The organism is Oscillospiraceae bacterium (assembly GCA_034925865.1).
In the GTDB taxonomy this organism is placed as follows: domain Bacteria; phylum Bacillota; class Clostridia; order Oscillospirales; family SIG627; genus SIG704.
In genome coordinates this window covers 244,417-267,730 of record JAYFRN010000006.1, presented here as the reverse complement: position 1 = coordinate 267,730, position 23,314 = coordinate 244,417, and the positions used below count along the sequence as shown (strand labels likewise).

The 23,314-nt window shown below is 47.1% G+C and carries 18 protein-coding genes; 10 read left to right on the top strand and 8 right to left on the bottom strand.

The features are described from left to right. Positions 1-35: 35 nt before the first annotated feature. From VB118_03585 to VB118_03555, 7 genes are all read right to left on the bottom strand, one after another. Positions 36-815 carry a thioesterase gene (locus tag VB118_03585; GenBank protein ID MEA4831684.1) on the bottom strand — a complete coding sequence of 260 codons (780 nt, stop codon included), beginning with the start codon at positions 813-815 and terminating at the stop codon, positions 36-38. Continuing rightward, positions 815-1,471 carry a prolyl oligopeptidase family serine peptidase gene (locus VB118_03580; protein ID MEA4831683.1) on the bottom strand — a complete coding sequence of 219 codons (657 nt, stop codon included), beginning with the start codon at positions 1,469-1,471 and terminating at the stop codon, positions 815-817. Before VB118_03580 ends, VB118_03585 begins: the two co-directional genes overlap by 1 nt. A 527-nt stretch (positions 1,472-1,998) precedes the next feature. Continuing rightward, positions 1,999-2,232, bottom strand: coding sequence for an HPr family phosphocarrier protein (locus tag VB118_03575; protein ID MEA4831682.1), 234 nt, complete (start codon positions 2,230-2,232; stop codon positions 1,999-2,001). 346 nt (positions 2,233-2,578) lie between these two features. After that, entirely contained in the window at positions 2,579-2,959 is a 381-nt protein-coding gene (locus tag VB118_03570) for a hypothetical protein (GenBank protein ID MEA4831681.1), read from the bottom strand. 31 nt (positions 2,960-2,990) lie between these two features. Continuing rightward, the gene (gene wecB, locus VB118_03565) at positions 2,991-4,091 is read right to left on the bottom strand and encodes a UDP-N-acetylglucosamine 2-epimerase (non-hydrolyzing) (protein ID MEA4831680.1); all 1,101 of its coding nucleotides are present in this window, start codon (positions 4,089-4,091) and stop codon (positions 2,991-2,993) included. Positions 4,092-4,170: 79 nt separating this feature from the next. Beyond that, a complete protein-coding gene (locus VB118_03560) occupies positions 4,171-4,680 on the bottom strand; it encodes a hypothetical protein (protein MEA4831679.1) in 510 nt (169 codons plus the stop codon). Continuing rightward, on the bottom strand, positions 4,670-5,071 hold the full coding sequence (locus tag VB118_03555) for a DUF4430 domain-containing protein (GenBank protein MEA4831678.1): 402 nt from the start codon (positions 5,069-5,071) through the stop codon (positions 4,670-4,672). The genes VB118_03560 and VB118_03555 overlap by 11 nt, the downstream gene beginning before the upstream one ends. 370 nt (positions 5,072-5,441) lie before the next feature. Between VB118_03555 and murQ the strand changes: the two genes are divergently transcribed. The 3 genes from murQ to VB118_03540 all read left to right on the top strand — a co-directional run bounded on the left by murQ (position 5,442) and on the right by VB118_03540 (position 9,401). Beyond that, positions 5,442-6,269, top strand: coding sequence for an N-acetylmuramic acid 6-phosphate etherase (gene murQ / locus VB118_03550; protein MEA4831677.1), 828 nt, complete (start codon positions 5,442-5,444; stop codon positions 6,267-6,269). Positions 6,270-6,373: 104 nt separating this feature from the next. Next, on the top strand, positions 6,374-6,973 hold the full coding sequence (locus VB118_03545) for a hypothetical protein (GenBank protein MEA4831676.1): 600 nt from the start codon (positions 6,374-6,376) through the stop codon (positions 6,971-6,973). Positions 6,974-7,634: 661 nt separating this feature from the next. Further along, positions 7,635-9,401 carry a DUF4838 domain-containing protein gene (locus tag VB118_03540; GenBank protein MEA4831675.1) on the top strand — a complete coding sequence of 589 codons (1,767 nt, stop codon included), beginning with the start codon at positions 7,635-7,637 and terminating at the stop codon, positions 9,399-9,401. Between the two features lie 235 nt (positions 9,402-9,636). Here VB118_03540 and VB118_03535 read toward each other — a convergent pair whose 3' ends face one another. Beyond that, entirely contained in the window at positions 9,637-11,388 is a 1,752-nt protein-coding gene (locus VB118_03535; GenBank protein MEA4831674.1) for a Na/Pi cotransporter family protein, read from the bottom strand. Between the two features lie 217 nt (positions 11,389-11,605). On the opposite strand from VB118_03535, the gene VB118_03530 reads away from it, so the two are divergent. From VB118_03530 to smc, 7 genes are all read left to right on the top strand, one after another. After that, entirely contained in the window at positions 11,606-12,436 is an 831-nt protein-coding gene (locus VB118_03530) for an RNA methyltransferase (protein MEA4831673.1), read from the top strand. Between the two features lie 199 nt (positions 12,437-12,635). Next, the gene (dprA, locus tag VB118_03525) at positions 12,636-13,907 is read left to right on the top strand and encodes a DNA-processing protein DprA (protein MEA4831672.1); all 1,272 of its coding nucleotides are present in this window, start codon (positions 12,636-12,638) and stop codon (positions 13,905-13,907) included. A 47-nt stretch (positions 13,908-13,954) separates the two neighbouring features. Continuing rightward, complete coding sequence (gene topA, locus VB118_03520) at positions 13,955-16,252, top strand: type I DNA topoisomerase (protein MEA4831671.1); 2,298 nt, start codon at positions 13,955-13,957, stop codon at positions 16,250-16,252. Further along, entirely contained in the window at positions 16,249-17,244 is a 996-nt protein-coding gene (gene plsX / locus VB118_03515) for a phosphate acyltransferase PlsX (protein MEA4831670.1), read from the top strand. The genes topA and plsX overlap by 4 nt, the downstream gene beginning before the upstream one ends. 43 nt (positions 17,245-17,287) lie before the next feature. Further along, positions 17,288-18,076, top strand: coding sequence for a ribonuclease III (gene rnc / locus VB118_03510; protein ID MEA4831669.1), 789 nt, complete (start codon positions 17,288-17,290; stop codon positions 18,074-18,076). A gap of 14 nt (positions 18,077-18,090) precedes the next feature. Beyond that, on the top strand, positions 18,091-19,098 hold the full coding sequence (locus tag VB118_03505; GenBank protein MEA4831668.1) for a radical SAM protein: 1,008 nt from the start codon (positions 18,091-18,093) through the stop codon (positions 19,096-19,098). Positions 19,099-19,372: 274 nt separating this feature from the next. Beyond that, complete coding sequence (gene smc / locus VB118_03500) at positions 19,373-22,969, top strand: chromosome segregation protein SMC (protein MEA4831667.1); 3,597 nt, start codon at positions 19,373-19,375, stop codon at positions 22,967-22,969. Positions 22,970-23,314: the final 345 nt, after the last annotated feature.

The following is a 23,314-nucleotide window of genomic DNA, read 5'->3' as shown; positions in this document are numbered from 1 at the left end:
CCTTTTCCTTTAACTTAGTAAATATTAACTATTTATTATGTTTCTGTTTTTGTTTCCGTTTCTGTCTCAAGCCTGGTCGCATTTACCGCGGCTATATTCGTACGCTCGCGAATAATTGCGTCGAAGCACTTCTTTCCCCTGGTTTCGTTAAATCCCGACAAAAAATCAAAATTTTCGCCTGTGGCAATATAAACAGTTATTATATCGTCCTTATGCGCCTCACCGCAGAAATCGATCTGGATAGACGGAGAGACATATGTATTTTTTGCGTAATCAAATAAAAGATCGGCGTAAACGCAGTTGTTGAGATGGCGGTTTTCGTCAAGCATCGAGGAATATACCCGCCGCTCATCGACTTTTGTAAGCTCAATATCAGGAGCCATCTTTCGTTCGGGATCAAAGCCGACTGAACGGTCTGGAAAGTGAACGTTCAGTGTATACAGAGCCGACGGACGAAGCGGACGCCGCGCATTGTAATCCATAAGCGCCCATGTACTCGCTGCCGCGAGAAGCCTTTCGCCTTCCGGCGTATCCATATAGAAATCTCTGAAGAAGGTTGCTCCGCGAATTTCGCGGGCAAACGAGCCTAAAGTAAATTTCTTTTTATATGCCTCCGGCAGAGATGTAAACTCCATGCGCATTTTTGTGAGAACGAAAACATAGCCATGGTCGCGCATTGTTTCATATCCGAGTCCCTCTAGCTCAAGATCCTCGCGAGCGATCTGCTGCATATTATGCATGACGGAGGAAACGCGTAAACGACTGTTTTCATCGATATCGTAATTATAAAAGCATATGCTTCTTTCAAACGGCATTATATTAATTTTGACTGAGACAGAAGCCAGTCAATCAACTCCTCCTTGTCATATGCGTTATCCCAGCAATTATGTCCCACTCCGGGATAAAGAGTAATTTTCACGTTTCCGCCTGCGGCCTTAAGCGTCTTGACCATGTCCTTTGTTCTGCCGACGGGAACAGTATCGTCATCCTCTCCGTGGAATGCCCATACGGGTGTATTTCCGATCAGAGAAGCGCGCCATTCCATTCCGCCGCCGCATACCGGAGCCACCGCGGAAAAATATCCGGGATATTCCATGGCGATCTCCCATGCGCCAAAACCGCCCATGCTGAGCCCGGTACAGGAAATTCTGTTTTTATCGGCGTTATATTTATCTGCGATATAATCTATTAAAGACTTCAGCTCTTTTATATGCATGTTCCATGTTTCGTCAAACGGACATTGAGGACTCAGAGTTATACAGCTGCGCTTATCACCCATTGCGGCAAAGTGCTTTGAAACACCGTGTATCTTGACAAGCTCGATATTGTCTCCGCGCTCGCCTGAGCCGTGCAAAAACACGATCATGGGAAGTCTGTCGCGCGCGGGATCGAAATCGTCGGGAGTCGTTATAATATAAGAAAAAATTGTCGGGTCTGTTTTGGGTACGCCGTATTTATCGGTAATGACCATTGTTTTGTCATGCCTTTCTTTTTTATAGCAGAATTAAAGTATTCATGATAAAATAAAAATAAGTTTTTTTGATGTCCATGATGCCGCGTCCGGTTTCTGCCGGCCTGCACACAGACAGTACGGTAATCCTCCGCCGCTTGATGATAATCCGCAGATTACTATATCGGCAGAAGAATATTATAACTCTGTTTTATATATATGCAACTTAAGCAGTTGTTAATTTTTGATGAACATTTAGACGAGAAAGTTTTTGAAAATACAGTTAATGAATCATTATAGTTGAGATTATGATTTCACAAAATCAATAAATTATAATCTGCGCCGCAACTAAATAAACAAATTCTATATAATGTCTGCTGAATGTAGAATATAAAAAACAGACATATCATAAAACGTGCCGGAACGGCAAACAGGACGCGAATTTCGCGTCCGTAAATCGTTCCGGCATTTAAATGAGATAAAAATGGTAATCGACATTTGGGGGTTAAAGCAACATGCGGTTTTGAAATTCAAAAATCTATAAGCTGTTATTCAACTATAAATTGCTTTATATCGGCCATAAGTCTGCTGTAATCGCCGTTGCCGTTGATTTTCATTGTAATGGGGTTTAAAAGGTCGAGACTGAATATACCCATTATGGATTTGGCGTCTACTATATATCTGCCGGAAGTGAGATCTATTTCCGCATCACATTTTGTCACCGCGTTGACAAAATTGCGGACGTCTTCTATCGTGGAAAGCTTTATAAGAAGTGTTTTCAAGGTTGTTACCTCCGATTATTTTATTTTTTTTAATTGTATCATATTTTAGACAATATGTCAAGAATTGTCTTGAGCGGCCTTCGGTACTAAAAATTGCAAGTTTAATTGTTGCAGTTTTTTATCAGTTATTAAAACGGCATTTAAATAAGCATTGTTTTATGAGAGAGAAAAGCCCATATACCAAAGTCTTTTCTCTCTTTGAGCGGTAATTATTTAAATGCCGAGTTAATAAGATTAAATCAGAAATATTCTTTTGAAATTTTTCGAGCCACCTGATCTATGCCACCATCATTTCATTGGCGGATTTGTAGCCGAAAATTTTTCGGATAATTATTGACCCAGTCCTCTATTCGTTGCAGTTCTTTTCTGTCAGTTTGCCAATGTCTGTCCCCTTAGGAACAAAACGCCGAAGGATTCTGTTACCGTTTTCATTACTGCTGCGCTCCCAGCTGCTGTATGGATGAGCGTAATAGACTTCGCTGCACTTCGCCGCTTCCTTAATCGCGGCATTGTCCAAAAACTCGCTTCTTGAGAATATAATATAATCATTTATTATACAATAAGAAATAAAGCTTTTCGTCCATAATGACCATAGTTTGTTAAACGTGAAAACAGCAGCCCAAACCGCGATGCGGTTCGGGCTGCTGTCTGCATTGAAAATTATATCTTTCAAAAGGAAAGTTTTAGGGGGTCCGAGGGCCTTTTTCAAAAGGCACCCGGTGGTCAAGGCGGAGCCCCTTGCGTTTCTCCCGCTTCTCTTACAAGCTTTCCGCGAGGAAATCGGCGATTTTCACGCACGCCGTGCCGTCACCGTATGGATTAGAGGCGCGACTCATGCGGTTATATTCCTTTTTATCGTTTATTAAAATTCGGAAATTATCGTAAATCGTCTTTTCGTCAGTCCCGACCAGCTTGAGTGTCCCAGCCTCGATTCCTTCCGGTCTTTCCGTCGTGTCGCGCATAACCAGCACGGGCTTTCCGAGAGACGGCGCCTCCTCCTGGATACCGCCGCTGTCGGTAAGGATAAGATAGCTTTTTGCCATGAAATTATGGAAATCCACGACATCAAGCGGCTCGATGAGCCTTATCCTGTCACAGCCGGAAAGCTCTTCATAGGCGGTTTTTCTGACGGCAGGATTGAGATGGATCGGATATATTGCCTTGATATCCGGCGTTTCGTCAATTATCCGGCGGATTGCGCGGAACATATGCTTCATTGGCTCGCCGAGGTTTTCGCGGCGGTGAGCCGTAATGAGAATCAGGCGGCTGTCTGACGCCCAGTCAAGCTGCGGATTTGAATAACCGCTTTTCACAGTCGTTTTTAGCGCGTCTATTGCCGTATTTCCGGTAACGACAATGGAAGCCGGATTCGTTCCTTCGGAAAGAAGGTTTCTTTTTGCCGTTTCGGTCGGCGCGAAATTAAATTTTGCCACAAGAGAGACCGCTCTGCGGTTGAATTCTTCGGGAAACGGGCTCAGAATGTTTCCCGTCCGCAGCCCGGCCTCGACATGTCCGACGGGAATGGACAGATAAAAGCAGGAAAGCGCGGCGGCAAACGTCGTTGTCGTGTCTCCGTGTACAAGCACAAGGTCCGGTCTTTCGCTCGTCAGCACGGCACGCATCTTTTCGGTTATCAGATTGGTAATATCAAAAAGTGTCTGGTTTTCCTTCATTATTTCGAGGTCGATATCCGGCTTTACCCCGAAGGCATCGAGCACGCTTTTTAGCATTTCGCGGTGTTGACCCGTAACGCATACCACGACTTCGAATTCCGGGCGGCGTTTCAGCTCGTTTACGAGCGGGCACATTTTAATTGCTTCCGGTCTTGTGCCGAAAACGGGCATTATTTTAATCTTCATAGATTTTTGCTGACCTCCGGTAATTTTTATAATTTTCATATGCGTTATATTGCAATACAGTCGTCCGTATAGAATACGGTCAGGATTTATTATCGAGCTTCATAATCAGCTTCTTCGCGGGGTTCATAAGGACAAGAGCGATAATGAAATTGCCTATACAGTGCGGCAGATCGAAGGCGATCCCGTTGACCCAGTATGAAAACGCCATCGCAAAGCCTCCGATAAATATATATGGAATGGCGCAAAGCGCGCCGAACAAAAGCCCGAAGGTACCGCTTATAATAGCCCAGACAAGCGGGCTTTGCGCGGAGCGGAATATATACGAGGCTACCGCGAGCAGCGTCCAGATATACAGATAGCTTATCCACCACAGTCCGAAGGGGTAAAGCACCCCTTCGACCGCGACAAAAACATATATTGCCCAAAGCGACCTCATGCCGTATACCGAGACATACAGCATAACAAGGAACGAAACGAGCTCAATGTTGGGAAGAAAGCTGAGAGCGACCTGGGAAATGATCATAAGAGCGGAAAAAATGCCGAATATAATTATATCCCGAACGCACAAAACCTTCTTTTTATGAGTCATATCCTGTTTTAAATGTCAGCTCAAATTTATCTCCGTCCGCGATGACTGTCGAATCGACACCGGTCATGACCATTTCACCGCCCTTGGTTATGCACCACCATTGCTTTTTGGAATCATCGACAGTTTCGCCGTCAACGGTTTTGATGAAAAGACCGTATTCGTCTTCCGTTCCGGCAACGAGCTTTTTCTGATCAAGAGCGCCGCGCAGATATTCCTCATCAGTTTTGATTTTGACTTCCTTTTGCGTGCCGTCGCCATGGATAACCGTGACGGTTATCTGCTTTTGGCCTTCAATCGGTTTGTCAATGAATAAAACCTTGCATGCGTAAAACGCGCCGATCAGAATGACGAGCGCAGCGAGCGCAAGTACAATCTTTTTGGTTTTGGTCATTTTGTCCCTTCCTCCGCCTTTCGTAAGGCGAGCCGGAAGCCATATGTATTTATTTGCGCGTGATGCGCGGCTCCCGGAAGTACTCATATCAAAGTATGGGCTTATTTTGGATTATAACATACCGAATATTCAAAAGCAAGTTTTATGTCATTATCGCGGTAATTTTAAACAGCAATAAATAGCCCTTTTTTTATAAGAGATTATTTATTAAAAATCCGGAAATTTAAATGATAATCTATAAGGCAAGTTTTTAAGTTGACAAATTCCGGAACCGGAAGTATTATATTGATAATCAACTTAATTTGTTATCGATGCAATCTGCAGCGGCAGCACAGCCGTATAATTATATACAACATAATGGAGAAACGATATGGAAAACTATAATTCTTATCTTACGGAGCGGAATAACGAAAAAAGCGCTCATATTGACCGCATGAGCGCTTATGAAATAGCAAAGTTAATTAACGACGAGGACAAAACAGTCGCCTTTGCAGTCGAAAAGGAGCTGATAAACATCGCCGCCGCGATAGATGCGATCGCCGAGAGGATAAAAGCGGGAGGACGGCTTATTTATATCGGCGCAGGCACATCCGGAAGACTCGGAGTGCTTGACGCGGCGGAATGTCCGCCGACATACGGCGTATCAAAAGAGACGGTAATGGGGATTCTTGCCGGCGGATACGGAGCGCTGGTCGCATCCTCGGAGGGGGCGGAAGACAGCGCGGAGCAAGGAATTGCAGACGTTAAAGCCGCTGGGCTTTGCGCGAAAGACGCTTTGTTCGGCATTTCGGCAAGCGGAAGCGCCGGATATGTCAACGGCTCAGTAAAATACGCAAAGGAGCTGGGTGCGCTTACCGTCGGGCTGAGCTGTCACGGTTCGTCGACGCTTTCGTCTCTTTGCGATATAGCGATCACGCCTGCCGTCGGACCGGAGGTCATAAGCGGAAGCACGAGAATGAAGGCAGCGACCGCGCAGAAAATGGTACTGACCACCATTTCGACAGGTGTTATGGTAAAGCTTGGGCGCGTACACGGTAATATGATGGTATACATGAATCCGGCGAACGTGAAGCTGCGCAACAGGGCGCAGCGCATGATCGAGGCGGAAACCGGAGCAACTGCCACCGATGCCCGTGCTGTTCTCGAAAAAGCTGGATATGATATTAAAAAGGCAATAGACTTACTGAAAGCAAAATAAATAAAATATGCCGGGAAATCTCAAAAAGCAAATCAGAGACCAGAAATTTTATAAAAGCAGAAAATGAAAAAAATTGCATACAATATAAACTTAGAGGTGATTACATGAATCGCAGAATAGGAATCGTCAGCTCGCTTATAAATTGTGCTTCAGTGATTGGATTCGCGCTTTGTATGATTGCCGGAAATAATTTTGGCAGCTATTTTACCTGTATGTTTATTGCATTCAGCTTTGTGCCGATGATAAGCGCGTTTTTGCAGGAATGCGAAGCGCAAAAGAAAGCGGCGGGATATTGTGCATTGACGTTTGCGGGCTTGTATGCGATCGTTATTCTTTTGGTGTATTTCGCACAGACAACAGCAGTGCGGCTGGACGGATTGGACGAACAGGCGGCAAAAATTATTGATTATCAAAAATTCGGTTTGTTTTTCAGCTACGATTTACTGGGTTACGGTCTTATGGCGCTATCAACTTTTTTTACAGGGCTAACAATTCAAGCAAAAACCAAAGCAGATAAGTGGCTGAAATGGCTGTTATTGATTCACGGAGTATTTTTTATTTCATGCTTCATTATACCCATGACAGGAATGTTTTCACCAGATATGCAGGGATCATATTGGATCGGAGTTGCCGTTCTCGAATTTTGGTGCGCGTATTTTACGCCTGTCGGTATTCTTTCATTTTTACATTTTAAAAGAACATAAATAAAAGCAACGTTGGCTTGCAATTCCGATAAACAGCAACAAATAAACGGCAAATATACCATCCGATACTATGACAGTTATATAATAACAGGCGGTGATAATTTGAATTTGCCGAAACGAAAAACAAACAGATTAAAAGATTATGATTATAGCCAATATGGTGCGTATTTTATCACCATATGCGTCAAAGATAAACATGAAATGTTACTGTAGGGGACGATGCCCACATCGTCCCGAATATTCAATTATCCGAATATGGCATAATCACAGAAAAATACATAAATAGAATTACCGGTATTGACAAATATGTGATAATGACAAATCATATACATATGATAATATTTATTTGTTTGTCAGAAAACGGGACGATGTGGGCATCGTCCCCTACAAAACAATCCATACCACAATTGATAAAATCATTCAAAACATTAATTTCAAAAGAAATTGGATTTTCGTTGTTTAAACGATCTTACCATGACCATATCATCCGCAGTAAACAGGAATACCAAAAAATATGGCAATACATCGACACAAATCCGTTGAAATGGGCTGAGGATTGTTTTTATATTAATCCCAAATGAGTTTTAGGGGATTTTCAAGGAGCCTTTTCCCAAAGGAGCCTTGAGCGCGTCCCTATCAAATATAGAAAGGCAATAACGCAATGAAAATGACGTTATGCTCCGGAAAGCATTCAAAATACTTCATCGTCGTATCCCGTGACGCCGACGAGGTTACAAAATACGCCGCGGAGGAGCTGGAGAAATACATATACCTCGCTACAGATGCGATAGTACCCTACCATTCTGACCTCTGCGACAGACGCGGACCTGAAATATTCGTCGGGCGCGGCGCGCGCGGAGGCATACATGACAGACCGGCAGGTTTTCTTTCTCTCGGCGCGGAGGGATGCGAAATAAAGACCGAAGGCGAGGATATACTCATTCGCGGGGACACCTCGCGCGGAACGCTTTACGGTGTATACGAATTTCTCGAAAGATTCCTCGGAATCAGATGGTTCGCGGCGGATGAGATAAGGATACCCCGCTCAGACACCGTTGACATTGAAATTAAAAACGAAAACGGCGAAGCCTGTGATTCCATTACGGTTATTCCGGCGTTCGAATGCCGCGACGTTTACTGGCGCGGCGCGTTCGACGGATATTTCGCGTCCCACAACAGAATAAATTCAGGAAAAGCCGATATAAGCCCGAAACAGGGAGGCATGGAGCGGTTTTATAACTTTCATCACGCCATGCTTGATCTCGTTCCGCCAGACGAATATTTCGGATCGCATCCCGAGTATTTCTCCGAAATTGACGGTAAACGCATTAAGAATGGGCAGCTTTGTCTATCAAACCCCGACGTTTTGGAAATATCGGTTGAACGCGTAAAGAAATGGATAAAAGATAATCCTTCATGCAGGATTTTTTCCGTCGCGCAGAACGATAATCAAAGATATTGCCGCTGTGAAAAATGCCGCACACTTGACGAAAAAGAAGGAAGCCCCTCCGCAAACGTCATCGCGTTCACAAATAAACTCGCGGAGCGCATCGCGGCCGAATATCCGGACATATATCTTCACACCTTTGCGTATCAATATACACGCAAGCCGCCAAAAACATTATGTGCGCATAAAAACGTAATAATTCGGTTATGTAATATAGAATGCGCGCTGTCAAAGCCGCTTGAATACTACATAAAGGCGGATCCCTGCTCGACTGAGGCGCGGTTTGTCAATGATCTTAAGGGATGGTCCGAGAAATGCAAGCATCTTTATATATGGGATTACTGCACAAATTTTTCACATTATCTTATGCCGTTCCCGAATCTCGACGGGCTGGCGCAGAATATAAGGCTGTTTTACGAAACCGGGGTCAGGGGCCTATTTGAGGAAGGCAATTTTTCACAGGGCGGCGGAGGCTCTATGGCTCCGCTCCAGGCATATCTGCAGGCAAGGCTTATGATAAATCCGTATGAGGATATTTATGCGCTGACAGACGAGTTTCTTAATGGATACTTCGGAAAATCGGCTCCGTATATACGTGAATATCTTGATCTGATGCAAAACGCGGTGAAACCTTTCGACATGCGCATCCGCGACTGTCCGAACGCCGGATGGCTTGAAAGCGACATGATTGAAAAGGCGCAATTATGCTTTGATATGGCAAAATCGGCGGCGGAAAACGAAAAAGTGTTTTTGCGCGTTGAAAAGGAATGGCTCTCAATTCTTTATGTGCGCCTTACGAGAATGGAGTTGGGCGCGCCGGGACGTGACGAAATGATCGACATGTTCGAACATCTCTGCCGCAAGCATCATATAACAGAGCTGCACGAGCGGCTTGACCTTGATTTTTCGATAGAAGTTATGAAAAAAAGCCGATATGCCGCGGACAGATCGGGGATGTATGTGCTTTACTACAGAATGTAAAGCAGAATCATTATTAAATTGTAAAATAATAAATAAATGAGAGGCGACCGATCATCGCCTCTCTTGTTTTATTAAAATGGCAATTATATAATCCTTGTTTTATAAGAAAGAAAAGCCCATATACCAGAACATTTTCTTTCTTATAGTGTCAATTATTTGATTACCGAGTTAATAATATTGAATTTTGTTTCTTGCCAGGCTTCTTTGAAAAGAAGCCGCGTATTTTTTATTTGATTTATGCCGGAAGCCTGAATTTATCCTTATAGGACTCATATTCGCGGGCAAATGCACCGTCAGGTTCTTTTTTAAGGGTATTCAGGTAATCATGTGTATCAAAGCTGTCTTCATGCAGTTGAATTGTACACACGGCGATATTAGAGCAATGATCCGATACGCGTTCGCAATTGGAGAGAAGATCCGCAAACATAAAGCCCAGTTCAATCGTGCAGTTTCCGTCGCGGAGCCTTGCAATGTGGCGGGATTTCAATTCATCTCTGAGCAGATCGACGACCTGCTCCAGCGGCTCGACCTTTCCGGCTGATTTGGCATCTTCTCTTTCAAAGGAGCCTGTTGTTAGCTCAATGATTTCTTTAACCGCGGAAACAAGCACGTTGAGCTCGTTCATTGCCTCGGCGGAGAAGGTGACGTTCTTGTCGTGCATTTCCTGAGCGACCTCGATTATGTTTACGGCGTGGTCGCCGATGCGCTCAAAGTCGCCTATGCAGTGAAGAAGCTTCGATATTTCACGGCTGTCATAATCGGACAGCTGAGCGGCGGAAATTTTCACAAGGTATGAGCCGAGGATATCTTCGTATTTATCTATATCTTCCTCGGCTAACATAAGCCGGTCGGCTTCCTTCTGATCGAATTTCGATATAAGGGAAAGCGCGCCGAACAGCGTTTCCCTGACCGTTGCGCTCATACGCACTGTGGCGTTTTTGCATTGATCGATTGCGACAGAGGGGGTTTTTAAAAGACGCTCGTCAAGCACGACGACATGCTCTTCGGTTTTAGAATCGCGGACCGTAACAGTGGCAAGCTTCGCGAGCTTTTTCGAGAACGGAAACAGGATAATGGTCGAACCGATATTGAACGCGCTGTGTATTATGGCGATATCGGCGGCGTTGAGTGCGCTGTTTATAAAGGAAAATTTAAAAATTGCGTTAAGCGCGTAAAAGCCGCACAGGAAAATTAAAGTCCCGATAAGGTTGAAATAGAGATGCACCATGGCGGCGCGTTTAGCGTTTTTTGTCGCGCCGACGCAGGAAATAAGCGCGGTGGCGCAGGTCCCTATGTTCTGTCCCATTATTATGGGTATCGCGCTGCCGTATGTGACGCTGCCTGTGACTGTCAGCGCCTGTAAAATTCCAACAGAAGCGGAGGATGACTGGATTATCGCGGTAAGTACGGCTCCGGCAATGACTCCCAGCACGGGATTCGAGAACATCAGCAGTACTTGAGCAAATTCAGGAACGTTAGCAAGCGGCTTTACGGCGGAAGACATCATCGACATTCCGTTCATCAGCACCGCAAATCCGATTAAAATCGACCCGATATCGTGTTTTTTACCCTTCTTGACAAACATGATAAGAAATACGCCGATAATCGCAAAAAGGGGCGTAAAGCTTTCGGGCTTGAACAGCTTTATGAAAAAATTATCGGATTCGATTCCGGCAAGGCTTAATATCCATGCGGTCACTGTCGTACCGATATTGGCGCCCATAATGACTCCGACCGACTGCGACAGCTTCATGATGCCGGAGTTTACAAAACCGACGACCATCACGGTGGTGGCGGAGGAGCTTTGTATCACCGCGGTTACAAGCATACCGATAAACACGCCCTTGATCGGCGACGAGGTCAGTTTTTCGAGAATTTTCTCCAGACGGCCGCCTTCGGTTTTTTCAAGCGCGGTTCCCATCATCTGCATCCCGAAAAGGAAAAACGCGAGCCCGCAAATCAGGCTCAATACATTAAAGAGATTCATTGCTTTCCTTTCACGTCTTGTTTTTTGTACATTCTTTACATACAATCATAACTTTACGTCTATACTTTAACCTGGGAAAGTAAAATCAGTACGGTGTATGTGTAAAATCGATGTAAAAAATGACGTTTCCCCTCTTGATTAATACTCGGATTCATACTATTATATAATAATGTACAGGCATCCGGCGGATAAATGACGCAAAAAACGGAGAAAATCAATGAAAAATGAATACTCAAGGATTACCGCGAGACAGAATCCGCTTATAAAAATGCTGTCCGGATTGGATCGCCGCCGCGAACGCGATGAGCTTAGGCTGTTCTGCGCGGAGGGAAAGACTCTTTTTTACGAGGCTCTATCAAACGGTCTCTTTCCCAAATATGCTGTAGTTGCCGATAAAGCCGCAAACGACACAAGGCTTACGGATATGCTTGACAGGCTTCCGGCGGAATCGGTTTTTACGGTTCCCGACTCGGTATATGAAAAGCTTTCAGATGAAAAGAGTCCTGAAGGAATATTTTGCGCTTTTTCATATGATTCCGTCAAAAACAGATTTTCATGCGGAAGCGGACCTTTTCCGCAAGTATTTATGCCCCAAACCGTTCGCGGAGGCAATTTTATAATACTTGAAAAAATTCAGGATCCCGGCAATCTCGGCTCCATGCTGCGAAGCGCCGTAGCCTTCGGACTGGACGGCGCGGTATTATGCGGAACATGCGACCCGTTTTCCTCGAAAACATTAAGGGGCGCGATGGGCGCGGCTTTTTCGCTGCCGATATACGAGGCGGACGATATTGCGCAGGGCGTTGGCTTTGTCCGTTCGCTGGGCTGCTCCGTTTATGCGGCGGTTCTGGATAAAAACTCGGTAACGCTTTCACATAATGAGCCTGATATGGAAAACGCATGCGTTATAATCGGAAACGAAGGAAACGGGCTTTCGTCGGAGGCGAAGGCGCTCGCGGATTTATCGGTTATAATTCCGATCAAAGGCATAGAATCTTTAAACGCCGCCACGGCCGCCGCGGTGTTTATGTACGAAATGAGAAAATAACGGGAACGCGGCTTCTTTGAAAAGAAGCCCGGCAAGAAACTCAATTTATATTATGATGGAATGAAATATTGTGATGGGATTATTCCGTTACTTCATTTATTTGATTATAGAACAGCGGCTTGATTTATAAATACCAAAAAAAGCTTTTAAACCGCGTTCTTCCCTTAAAAATTTGATTTATGCGAAAGGGCATTTTGACATGAACGAGCTGATCTACTGGGTCTGGCTTTCGACAGTATCGGGAGCAGCCCGCGTTACGCCCAATACGTTGTTGAAATACTTCGGTTCGCCTGAGGCGGTTTATCAAGCCGGTGAGCCGGAGTTGAAATCCGCGCCTGTCGATTGGGCCGGCTGTATGAGCCTTTATCTGAACAAAAGCCTTAAATTCGCCGACCGTATTCTCGAATACTGCGATAAAAACAAAGTCGGGATCGTTTCTCTCAAGGATATGTTTTATCCGGAACGGCTTCGGCTTTTGCCGAATCGCCCTATTCTTATGTATTATCTCGGCAATTTCATCGACATAGACAACACTCCCTGCCTGGCGATCGTCGGCACCAGAAAGGTCACAGAGCGAGGCATACGCATAACCAAGCGCATAGCATACGATTCTGCACGGGCAGGAGCAGTCATCATAAGCGGGCTGGCTCTCGGAGTTGACGCTTTGGCTCATAAAGCGGCTCTGTATGCGGGTAAAAAGACAATCGGTATACTTGGCTGCGGCATTGACACGCCTTATCCTCCGCAAAACCGTGAGCTTATCGCGGAAGTGTGCGAAAAAGGGCTTGTGATGACGGAGTTCGCGCCCGGCACTCCGCCGAGCGGAATGAATTTCCCGATACGTAACCGTGTCATCAGCGCGCTTTCGTCCGCCGTGCTTATAACGGAGGCGGCGCAGAAAAGCGGAGCGCTGATCACCGCCGAATATGCTCTTAAACAGCACAAGCCGCTGTTTGCCGTTCCGCGTGACATTTTGGATACCGCAGGCGCGGGATGTAATATTATTCTTAAGGCCGGTGCGAAGCCCGCTACCTGTGCCGAGGACATACTGGAAACTCTCAGGACGGATTATGCCGACAAGCTTGATCCGCCTAAGAATATAAAAACAGACGGCGCAGACGGCGCCGGTTTCGGAGGAATGAGACGCAGATCAGCGGGACGTTCCGCAATCATTCCGCCTAAATTCACCGCACCGGCCTCATCCGAGGACGAAAGCGAAGCGGCCGCGGAAGAGAGCATACCGCAGGAGCGGGTTGAAAAACAAAAGCCGGATCCGCGCCCGTCGCTTCTTGCGCTCGACGATGAAGAACGAGCGTTCGTACTCGCGCTGAGCTATGATCCTGTGCCCATCGACACGCTTGTCACGGATATACGCACCGTAAAAAAGGTGCTTTCGCTCGCAACTTCATTGGAAATCAAGGGCTTTGTGACCAGATATCCCGGAAACAGGATCGGTCTCAAGGCTGAATAGCTTCAATATAATTTTTTTAGAAAGGCATCGGTCATACCGAAAAACGCGTGAAAGATAATCAATCAAAGGCCGCGAGCCTCGTGATAGTCGAGTCTCCGGCAAAAGCGACCACAATAAAAGGATATCTCGGAGGCAATTTCAAAGTCGTCGCTTCAAAAGGACATGTGCGCGACCTGCCGAAGAGTACTCTCGGAATTAATATTGAAAACGGATATGAACCTAAATATATAAATATTCGCGGAAAGGGAGAGCTGATAAACGCGCTTAAAAAAGAAGCAAAAAATGCCGGGATCGTATATCTCGCGACCGACCCTGACCGCGAGGGAGAGGCAATATCCTGGCATCTGGCGAAAGTGCTTGGCCTTGACGAGAAGAAAGCGAAACGCGTCACCTTCAACGAAATAACTAAATCCGCAGTCAGAAGCGCGATAACCAAGCCGCGCGAGATTGACATGGACCTTGTCAATTCGCAGCAGGCAAGGCGGATTCTCGACAGAATCGTCGGCTATAAGCTCAGCCCATTTCTTTGGAGCAAGGTCAAAAACGGGCTTTCCGCAGGGCGCGTACAGACTGTCGCGACAAGACTCGTCGTGGAACGCGAAAAGGAAATCCGCGCGTTTAAAAACGAGGAATTCTGGACGATTGACGCCATTTTTGAGACCCTGGGCAAAAAGAATGTAAAAGCCCGTTTTTATGGAAACACGTCCGAGCGGCTTCATCTCACCGACGGCGCGGCGACCGACGAGGTGATAAAAAAGCTGGAAAGCGCGGCTTACAGAGTGTCCGCGATCAGAAATAACGTAAAGCAGAGAAATCCCGCGCCTCCCTTCACGACATCTCTTTTACAGCAGGAGGCATATAAAAAGCTCGGATTCACTTCCCAGCGAACGATGAAAACGGCTCAGGAGCTGTATGAAGGTATTTCCGTCGGAAAATCAGGAGAGCACGGCCTTATTACTTATATGAGAACCGACTCAATGCGTATTTCTGACGAAGCCCGCGACGCGGCGAAAGCTTTTATAACCGATAAATTCGGCGAAATGTTTTATCCGGAGACTCCTCGAGTTTATAAATCAAAAGGACATGCTCAGGACGCGCACGAGGCGATCCGCCCCGTGGATGTCAACTATATTCCGGAAGACCTTAAGGCCAATCTTTCACCGGATCAGTATAAGCTTTACAAGCTGATATGGGACAGATTCGTCGCGAGCCAGATGGCGTCCGCCATAATCGACGCGGTTTCCGCCGATATCGCGGCAACGACCCGTTCCGGAGAGGCGCTTATATTCAAGGCCTCCGGGGAAACCGTCAGATTCAAGGGCTTCCTTGCTCTCTATGAAGAAACAAAGGACGACGCTCCCGACGACTCCGAAGCCGAGGACGTTAAAAACACGCGCCTTCCGGCAATGCATGAGGGCGACACTCTCTCACTTTCCGAGCTCACGCCGCGCCAGAACTTCACTCAGCCGCCGCTCAGATATTCTGAAGCGACGCTGATAAAAGCTCTCGAGGAAAAAGGAATCGGACGTCCAAGCACATACACGCCTACGCTTACGACGATTATTACGCGCGGATACATTGAACGCAAGGGAAAAACGCTTGTGCCCACCTCTTTGGGAGAAATAACAACAGAGCTGATGGTGGAGCATTTCGCACCCATAGTCGACTATAAGTTCACCGCTACGATGGAAGACGAATTGGACAATATAGCCGACGGAAAAGAAAACTTTAAAAAGATCATAGACGACTTTTACAAGGGCTTTGCGGCGTTGCTCGAAAACGCGGACAAGTCAATCGCAAAAGACGATATCGTGCTGGAGAATAAGCCGCTCGATATTTTCTGCGAAAATTGCGGAGCACAGATGATTCTCAAGCAGAGCAGATACGGTAAATTTGCCGCGTGTCCGAATTACCCTAAGTGTCGCTATGTGGTAACGCTCGATAAAAACGGAGATCCGGTTAAAAAGGAACAGCCCAAGCCGGTCGAGGGGATGACATGTCCTCTGTGCGGAGGACAGATTTTTCTCAGAAAGGGCAGATTCGGAGAATTCTATGCGTGTGAAAACTATCCCAAATGCCGTTATACAAAGCAGCTTGCTAAAGACACCGGGATTGCGTGCCCGAAATGCGGCGGGAAGCTCGTGCAGAAAAGAAGCGGAAAGCGCGTCTTTTATGGCTGCGATAATTATCCCCAGTGCGATTTTTCCGTATGGGACATGCCGACTGATAAAAAATGTCCCCTCTGCGGCGCTATTCTTGTGAAGAAAAAGGGTGGCGACAAGCTTTCGTGCAGCTCAAAGGGCTGTAAATATACCGAAAAGGAACAGGCAGCTGAACAGAAATGAGAATAATCGTTGATGCAATGAGCGGCGACAACGGACCGCGTGAAATAATAGCCGGCGCGGTTACCGGCGCAAAGGAATCCGGAGCGGAACTCGTTCTCACAGGAGACGAAAATATAATTAACGGAATAATAGCCAAGGAAAAAATGGATTGCTCGAACGTGAAGATATGCGCGGCCGGAAGCGTTATATCTATGGATGACGACGCGTTTTCCGTGGTTAAATCAAAAAGCGATTCCTCTATGTCTGTCGGATTGAATTTATTGAAAGACGGAGTCGGCGACGCGTTCGTAAGCGCGGGGAACACCGGCGCGCTTTTGCTCGGTTCTTCACTTATACTGAAAAGGAGCAAGGGCGTAAAACGCGCTGCAATCGGCACCGTGCTGCCGTTTACAAAGCCGCTGCTCCTCTTGGATTCCGGCGCGAACACCGAAGCAAGCGCGAAAAATCTGCTGCAGTATGCCGTAATGGGAACCGTTTATTATAAAAGCATGTTCGGGCTTGACTCTCCGCGTGTGGGACTTTTGAACAACGGGGCAGAGAGAACAAAAGGCACTCCGGCGTATCTTGAGGCATATTCTCTTCTCGAAAAAGAAAGCGGGATCAATTTTGTCGGCAATATCGAAGGCCGCGATATACCGTTCGGCACATGCGATGTTCTCGTCTGCGACGGTTTTACCGGAAATATTGTCCTCAAGCTTTGCGAAGGCTTCGGAAGTTTTTTGACCTTGGAGCTTAAAAAGGCAATAATGTCGAGCCTGACGTCCAAAATCGGAGGCTTCCTGATAAGAAAAGAAGTATCCGCAATGAAGCGCCGTCTCGATTCCACGGAATACGGCGGAGCGCCGATGCTCGGTATTTCGATGCCTGTTATAAAGGCGCACGGCGCAAGCGGTGAAAAGGCGATTAAAAACGCCTTTCGGCAGGCATGCTCCTTTGCCGCCGGCGGAATCCCCATGAAAATCGAGACGGCCGTCGCTCCAATCGCCGATTAAGCCGGAAATGCACGATAATTATTTTAGAAAGCTATAATAAAAAATGAACTCACAATATATGCGCCGGGCGCAGCCGGAAGACTATCCGCTTTCCTTCAGAGGCGAGACAACGCAGCTTGAAAAAGCGGTCGGATACGAATTCCGCGACAAAACACATCTATACATCGCTCTGACGCACTCCTCATACGCAAATGAAAAAAATCCGCCGCGCATCCTGACCTCGCAGCATTCCCAGAAATTTGTGAAGCCGTATTTCGAATGCAACGAGAGATACGAATTCCTTGGGGATTCCATGCTTGCCATATCTGTGACAAAGTATCTGTTCAAGCTGCTTGAGGATTGCCCGGAGGGCGATCTTACACGCCTACGCGCCGCGAGCGTCTGTGAAGATGCCCTTTTTGAATATGCCTCGGGCTTTGAGCTGGGGAAATATCTCTTACTCGGACACGGCGAGGAGCGGAGCGACGGAAGGAACCGCAAATCAATAACGGCCGATGCCTGTGAGGCGCTCATCGCGGCTGTCATGCTCGACGGCGGAGAACAAGCCGCCGAAAAATTCGTGATAGATCTCGCGTACGAAAGGATAAACCGCCTTGTTTCCGGCGCGAGCCTTAAGGATTACAAAAGCCTTTTGCAGCAGATAGTGCAGGAGAGCCCGGGCGATACGCTTGAATACAGGCTAGTTGGCGAGGAAGGCCCGGATCATGATAAAACCTTCACCACAGAGGTATATTTGAACAGCAATCTGTATGGCAAAGGAAAAGGTCGTTCTAAGCGCGAATCGGAACAAGCGGCCGCAAGGGCCGCGCTCGAATTTTTTGGCGAAAGCTGAGAAAGGTTCTGCCGATGAAGCAAAAGCACAGAAATATACCTGTTTTTGTACCGCATGAGGGCTGTCCGCACGCCTGCGTATTCTGCAATCAGAAAAGCATCACGCACTCGTCGGGAATAACTCCTCACGAGGCACAGGAAGAATTTAACAAGCTTAAATCCCCATGTGAGCCGGGCACGCAGATCGCGTTTTTCGGCGGCAGCTTTACCGCGATAGGTACGGACAGAATGACCGCCTTTTTAAACGCTGCCGCCGAAGCCGTGAAACGCGGCGCGGCGGAAAGCATACGTCTTTCGACGCGTCCCGACGCCGTGGACGACGAAATATTGAATATACTGCGTTCGTTTCCCGTCCGCTCAATCGAATTGGGCATACAGAGCATATCGGATCGTGTGCTTAGCGCTTGCGGCAGAGGACATAACGCCGCGCAGTCGATAGACGCCATGAAGAGAGTAAAAAAAGCCGGCTTTGAGCTTGGCGGGCAAATGATGACGGGGCTTCCTGAATCCACGCGTGAGGACGAGCTTGAAACCGCGCGTGCCATATGTTGCTGCGGCGCGGATTGTTCGAGGATATATCCCACCGTAGTGCTGCGCGGCACAAAGCTATATGAGCTTGCGCGCGAAGGTAAATACATTCCACGGACGAGAGAGGAAAGCGCCGAGGACGCGGCGTCGGCTTACCGCGTTTTTTTTGACCATGGCGTCAATGTGCTCAGAGTCGGTTTATGCGCAAACGAGGGGCTTTCTGACGAGGACTGCTTCGGATCGTTCGATCCGGCTGTCGGCGAGATGTGCCTTTCAATTATTTACCGCGACGAAATTGAAAAGAAACTTGTTTCTTCTCTCCCGCCGCGCGGCTCTCAAATAAAAATATATGTTCCTGAGGGCGATGTTTCTCAGGCGGTAGGACAGAACAAGTCCAATAGAATATATCTGACAGTAAAATACGGACTTTCTCGTATCGGATTTTATGAAAATTGCTCTCTAACACGCTTTGAAGCCGAAATAGAGGTAGATTGATATTGGACTCCGCCCTGCCCCGCTTAAGAACCCTTTTGAAAAAGGTCCCTTAAGAATACCGAAAACTTCAAATTTATAAATTTTTATAATTTTAAGGCAAATCACAATATACTTGTACAGAATATCTCCTTATGTAAAAAGTATGGGGATATCGTCCACGGAAAAGTCTTTTACCAAGGGTTCGTGACGGCATCTCCGGCGTTACCCGGCTTATCATAATTAAACCGGTGCTTCTCTCCGGCTATATATATTTCTTATAAGGACGTAAATAAATTTGTATTTAAGAACACTTGAACTATACGGGTTCAAATCTTTCGCGGACAAAACGGTGATATCCTTCCGCCCGGGAGTCAACGCGATTATCGGAGCCAATGGAAACGGAAAGAGCAACATTTCCGACGCTATACGCTGGGTACTCGGTGAAATGTCTCCAAAGAGTCTGCGCGGCGGAAAGATGGAGGACATCATATTCAACGGCACCTCAAAGCGCCGCAGCGCCTCCTATGCCGAAGTCGTAATGACAATTGACAACTCCGACGGATTGATGAAAATAGATTACGACGAGGTCTCTGTTTCGAGAAGACTGTACCGTACCGGAGAAAGCGAATATTATATAAATAAAGAAAAAGCCCGCCTCAAGGACGTGGTTGAGCTTTTTTTAAATACGGGAATAGGCCGCGAGGGCTATTCGGTCATAAGCCAAGGCAGGATCGCCGAGGTTATCTCGCTCAAAAGCGAGGACAGACGCGAGCTGTTTGAAGAAGCGGCGGGAATATCCAAATTCCGTTACCGCAAGACCGAGGCAAGAAACAAGCTTGACAAGGTCATCGAAAATTCGGCAAGGATCAAGGATTTGGTAAGCGAAATAGCATCAAGGCTTCCGTATCTCGAAAACCAAAGCCGAAAGGCGCAGAAATACATCGAGCTGCGCGACGAATTCAAAAAGCTCGACATCTCCGTGTGGCTGAAACGCCGCGGCGAATTAAACAAAACAATATCCTCTGTTGACGCGGAATACAAGTCTCAATCGGCGCTGCTTTCACAGGCGACAGACCGGCTTGCGGAGACGGAGGCGGAGCTTGACAGACTGTTTGTCGAAGCGCAGAAGCAGAATATCGACGCTGAAGCCGCGCGCGAGGAGCTTTCGGGCGAAACCGAACGTGAAGGCGGCATTTCCGCACGCATTTCCGTGCTTGAAAACGATCAGAGACATTACGATACCAATATACAAAGGCTCTCCGCCGAGTTAAAGCTTTCGGAAGAGCAGCTGGGTCAGCTAAGCGCGGAGCTTGACGCCGTTATGAAAAGAGCTGCTGAAGCGGAGAGCAAGCTCTCAATACAGGAGGATCTGCTGCTTTCAGCTTCAAAAGCTTCGGCAGATGCAGAACAAAGGCTTTCCGACGCGGACGCGGAAACCGAACGCTGCGCCGCCGCACTCAGGTTGCTTGAGGACGAGCAGACGGAACTGAGGCTTTCACAGAGAGAAAACGAAGGCGTCTCAAAATCAAGAGATGCGCGATTAAAGGAAATAGATGCTCAATCAGAACAGCTCGCATCATCCCGCGCCCAAAAAGCCGAGTATCTCATTCAACTGAACGAAAGCCTTGAAAAAGCGGCCGCCAGAGCGATCACTGATGCGGCGGAAGCGGCAGGTGCCGCGGCGGCGGGAGAAAAAGCAGCAGCGGATATAGAAGCCGCGTATCAGAGCCGTCAGCAAAAGAGAATAAAGCTGTCCGAGGTGACTCAGCAGCGCGAAAGCCTTTTACGGATGGAGCGTCTGTTCGAGGGATTTTCGGGCAGTGTCAAGGAGATCATGCTCGCTCACGAGGACGGTACGCTCACCGGCATATTCGGTCCTGTTTCAAAGCTTTTCGAAACCGACGATAAGTATATCTGCGCGATAGAAACAGCTTTGGGTGCCGGTATTCAGAATATCGCCGTAGCCGATGAGGAAAGCGCGAAGGCCGCCATAGAATATCTCAAACGCACAAGATCGGGTCGCGCCACCTTCCTTCCGCTTACGACAATACGTCCGCGTACGTTCAGCGACACTGCGATACGTGACGGGGGATATGTTGGGCTTGCTTCATCGCTCATAATATGCGAGGACAAGTTCAGGCCTGTCGCGGAATTCCTTTTGGGACGAACACTCGTCGCGGGAACAATAGAGGACTGTGCAAGGATCGCCAAGTCACTCAGCTATTCCGTCAGGATTGTGAGCCTTGACGGGCAGATAATCAACGCCGGAGGCTCGTTTACCGGCGGACAGCAGCTCAATAAAACAGGAATTCTATCAAGAAACGCCGATATTGCTCGGTTTGAAGAGGAAATAGCGGATTTAAAGCGCGAGCTTGCGGAAACTGACGCGAGAATAAAGACGCTGGGCGCCGCAAAATCCGCCGCCGAGGTCGCCGCAAGAAAATGCGCGGAATCCTCTGAGCGGACAAAAAATGAGCTTTTAACGCTCAAAGCCTCTGTTTCGGTCGAGCATTCGCGCATTGCCGATATTGACGAACGCGCCGCCGCGCTCAAGACAGAAGCCGAAACGTTAAACCGCATAAGAAATGACGAAGAAAACGCCTCGAAGTCCGCCTTTGACAGCCGCGGCGCATACGAAGATAAAATACGCGAAGCGTCGCTTGCTCTCGAAGAGCTGAAAGCATCTAAACATCAGCTTGATTCCGAAAAAGCCGTTCAGACAAAGAGATATCTCGAATACACCGAAAGCTGTGCGGCTATGAGGGCATTATGCGAAACAGAAAACGCAAAATGCGCGGCATGCCGCGAAAAGATTGCCGAGCGTAAAACCGAAATTACAGCCCGCAGCGCGGAGAACGAAATTATCAAACAAAAAAGATCAGAGGCTTCATGCCTGATCGAAGAGCTTATGATAGAACGCAGCTCTTCGCGCGCAGGGATAGACTCATTGAAGCTTAAGCTCGATGCGCTCCGGACCGCGCTCGCCGATAACGAATCGAAAACCACCGCCGCGCGTCAGCGTCAGCGTTCGCTGTTTTCTCAAAAAGAAGAGAAGACGGACATTTGCCGCGTACTGGAGCAAAGGCTTGCCGCCGCGAAGCAAGAATATGACGAAAAAAACGCGTATATGTTCGAGGAATACGGTATGACCGATGCCGAAACGGATTCGTTTGCGGAAGGCGAAGAAAAAGACGCCGATGTACCTGCAGAAAGCGAAGAAAAGCTGACGAAGCTCAGAAACGAGCTTAAGCGTATAGGCAGCATAAATACCGACGCGCTTGAGGAGCTTAAAGAGCAAAAGAGCCGCCACGAATTTTTATGCGTCCAGCTCGATGATATCGAAAAATCACGCGCTGAGCTTGAAAAGCTTATATCATCAATAGAAAAGACGATGCGCGAGAAATTTCTCGAAACTCTTTCCGATATCAAAGAAGCTTTCAGAGAAATATTTACGGAGCTTTTCGAGGGCGGAAGCGCGGACATAATTGTAACAAATGAAGAAGACATTCTCAACTGCGGTATAGATATCCGCGTTCAGCCTCCGGGAAAGCTTGTAAAAAGCCTTTCGCTGCTTTCAGGCGGAGAGCAGGCGTTCGTCGCCATCGCGCTGTATCTCGCGCTTCTGAAAATCAATCCCTCTCCGTTCTGCGTGTTCGACGAAATCGAAAGCGCGCTTGACGAGGTGAATGTTTTTCGCTTTGCGGAATACATAAAACGCCACTCCGATGTAACGCAGTTCATTATAATAACGCACAGACGCGGAACGATGGAGGCGGCCGATATCCTATATGGCATAACAATGCAGGAAAAAGGAGTAAGCGACTTTATCTGCCTTGACACTGCGTCTTTGCCGGGATTTGTAACGGAAGCGGAAAAAAACGAAAAATCGTAAATTCGTTTCATATCAAAGGCATTATTCACATAATATTTACATTATGTGATAGACGGCAGACCTACGGAAATTTATAATATTTTTTGCCGAACAATCATTGCGGTAAAATATATATTATCATATTAAAAGCCTTTGATATTTCGTGTTTTCAGCCGGTAAAAACATATTTATTACCGGTCGGAGAAAAGAAAGTCAATGAGCAAATTATAAAAATATGTTTTAAGTGCAGGGTTTTAGTATTATAACGCAAAAGCCTTGCGCTTTTAAAAGCTATTCAAATTTTAAAGTGGGATTCTGCCGCAAGACCGGTCAAAACCTTTCCAAAGGCATTATTTGGCAGAGCTA

What these genes read in the sequence shown, in the direction of transcription:
- VB118_03505 (MEA4831668.1), top strand. Translation starts at nt 18,091, where the DNA reads ATGAAGCAAAAGCACAGAAATATACCTGTTTTTGTACCGCATGAGGGC.
- VB118_03585 (MEA4831684.1), bottom strand. Translation starts at nt 815, where the DNA reads ATGCCGTTTGAAAGAAGCATATGCTTTTATAATTACGATATCGATGAA.
- murQ (MEA4831677.1), top strand. Translation starts at nt 5,442, where the DNA reads ATGGAAAACTATAATTCTTATCTTACGGAGCGGAATAACGAAAAAAGC.
- dprA (MEA4831672.1), top strand. Translation starts at nt 12,636, where the DNA reads ATGAACGAGCTGATCTACTGGGTCTGGCTTTCGACAGTATCGGGAGCA.
- VB118_03545 (MEA4831676.1), top strand. Translation starts at nt 6,374, where the DNA reads ATGAATCGCAGAATAGGAATCGTCAGCTCGCTTATAAATTGTGCTTCA.
- VB118_03540 (MEA4831675.1), top strand. Translation starts at nt 7,635, where the DNA reads ATGAAAATGACGTTATGCTCCGGAAAGCATTCAAAATACTTCATCGTC.
- rnc (MEA4831669.1), top strand. Translation starts at nt 17,288, where the DNA reads ATGAACTCACAATATATGCGCCGGGCGCAGCCGGAAGACTATCCGCTT.
- VB118_03535 (MEA4831674.1), bottom strand. Translation starts at nt 11,388, where the DNA reads ATGAATCTCTTTAATGTATTGAGCCTGATTTGCGGGCTCGCGTTTTTC.
- VB118_03530 (MEA4831673.1), top strand. Translation starts at nt 11,606, where the DNA reads ATGAAAAATGAATACTCAAGGATTACCGCGAGACAGAATCCGCTTATA.
- VB118_03555 (MEA4831678.1), bottom strand. Translation starts at nt 5,071, where the DNA reads ATGACCAAAACCAAAAAGATTGTACTTGCGCTCGCTGCGCTCGTCATT.
- wecB (MEA4831680.1), bottom strand. Translation starts at nt 4,091, where the DNA reads ATGAAGATTAAAATAATGCCCGTTTTCGGCACAAGACCGGAAGCAATT.
- VB118_03560 (MEA4831679.1), bottom strand. Translation starts at nt 4,680, where the DNA reads ATGACTCATAAAAAGAAGGTTTTGTGCGTTCGGGATATAATTATATTC.
- VB118_03580 (MEA4831683.1), bottom strand. Translation starts at nt 1,471, where the DNA reads ATGGTCATTACCGATAAATACGGCGTACCCAAAACAGACCCGACAATT.
- plsX (MEA4831670.1), top strand. Translation starts at nt 16,249, where the DNA reads ATGAGAATAATCGTTGATGCAATGAGCGGCGACAACGGACCGCGTGAA.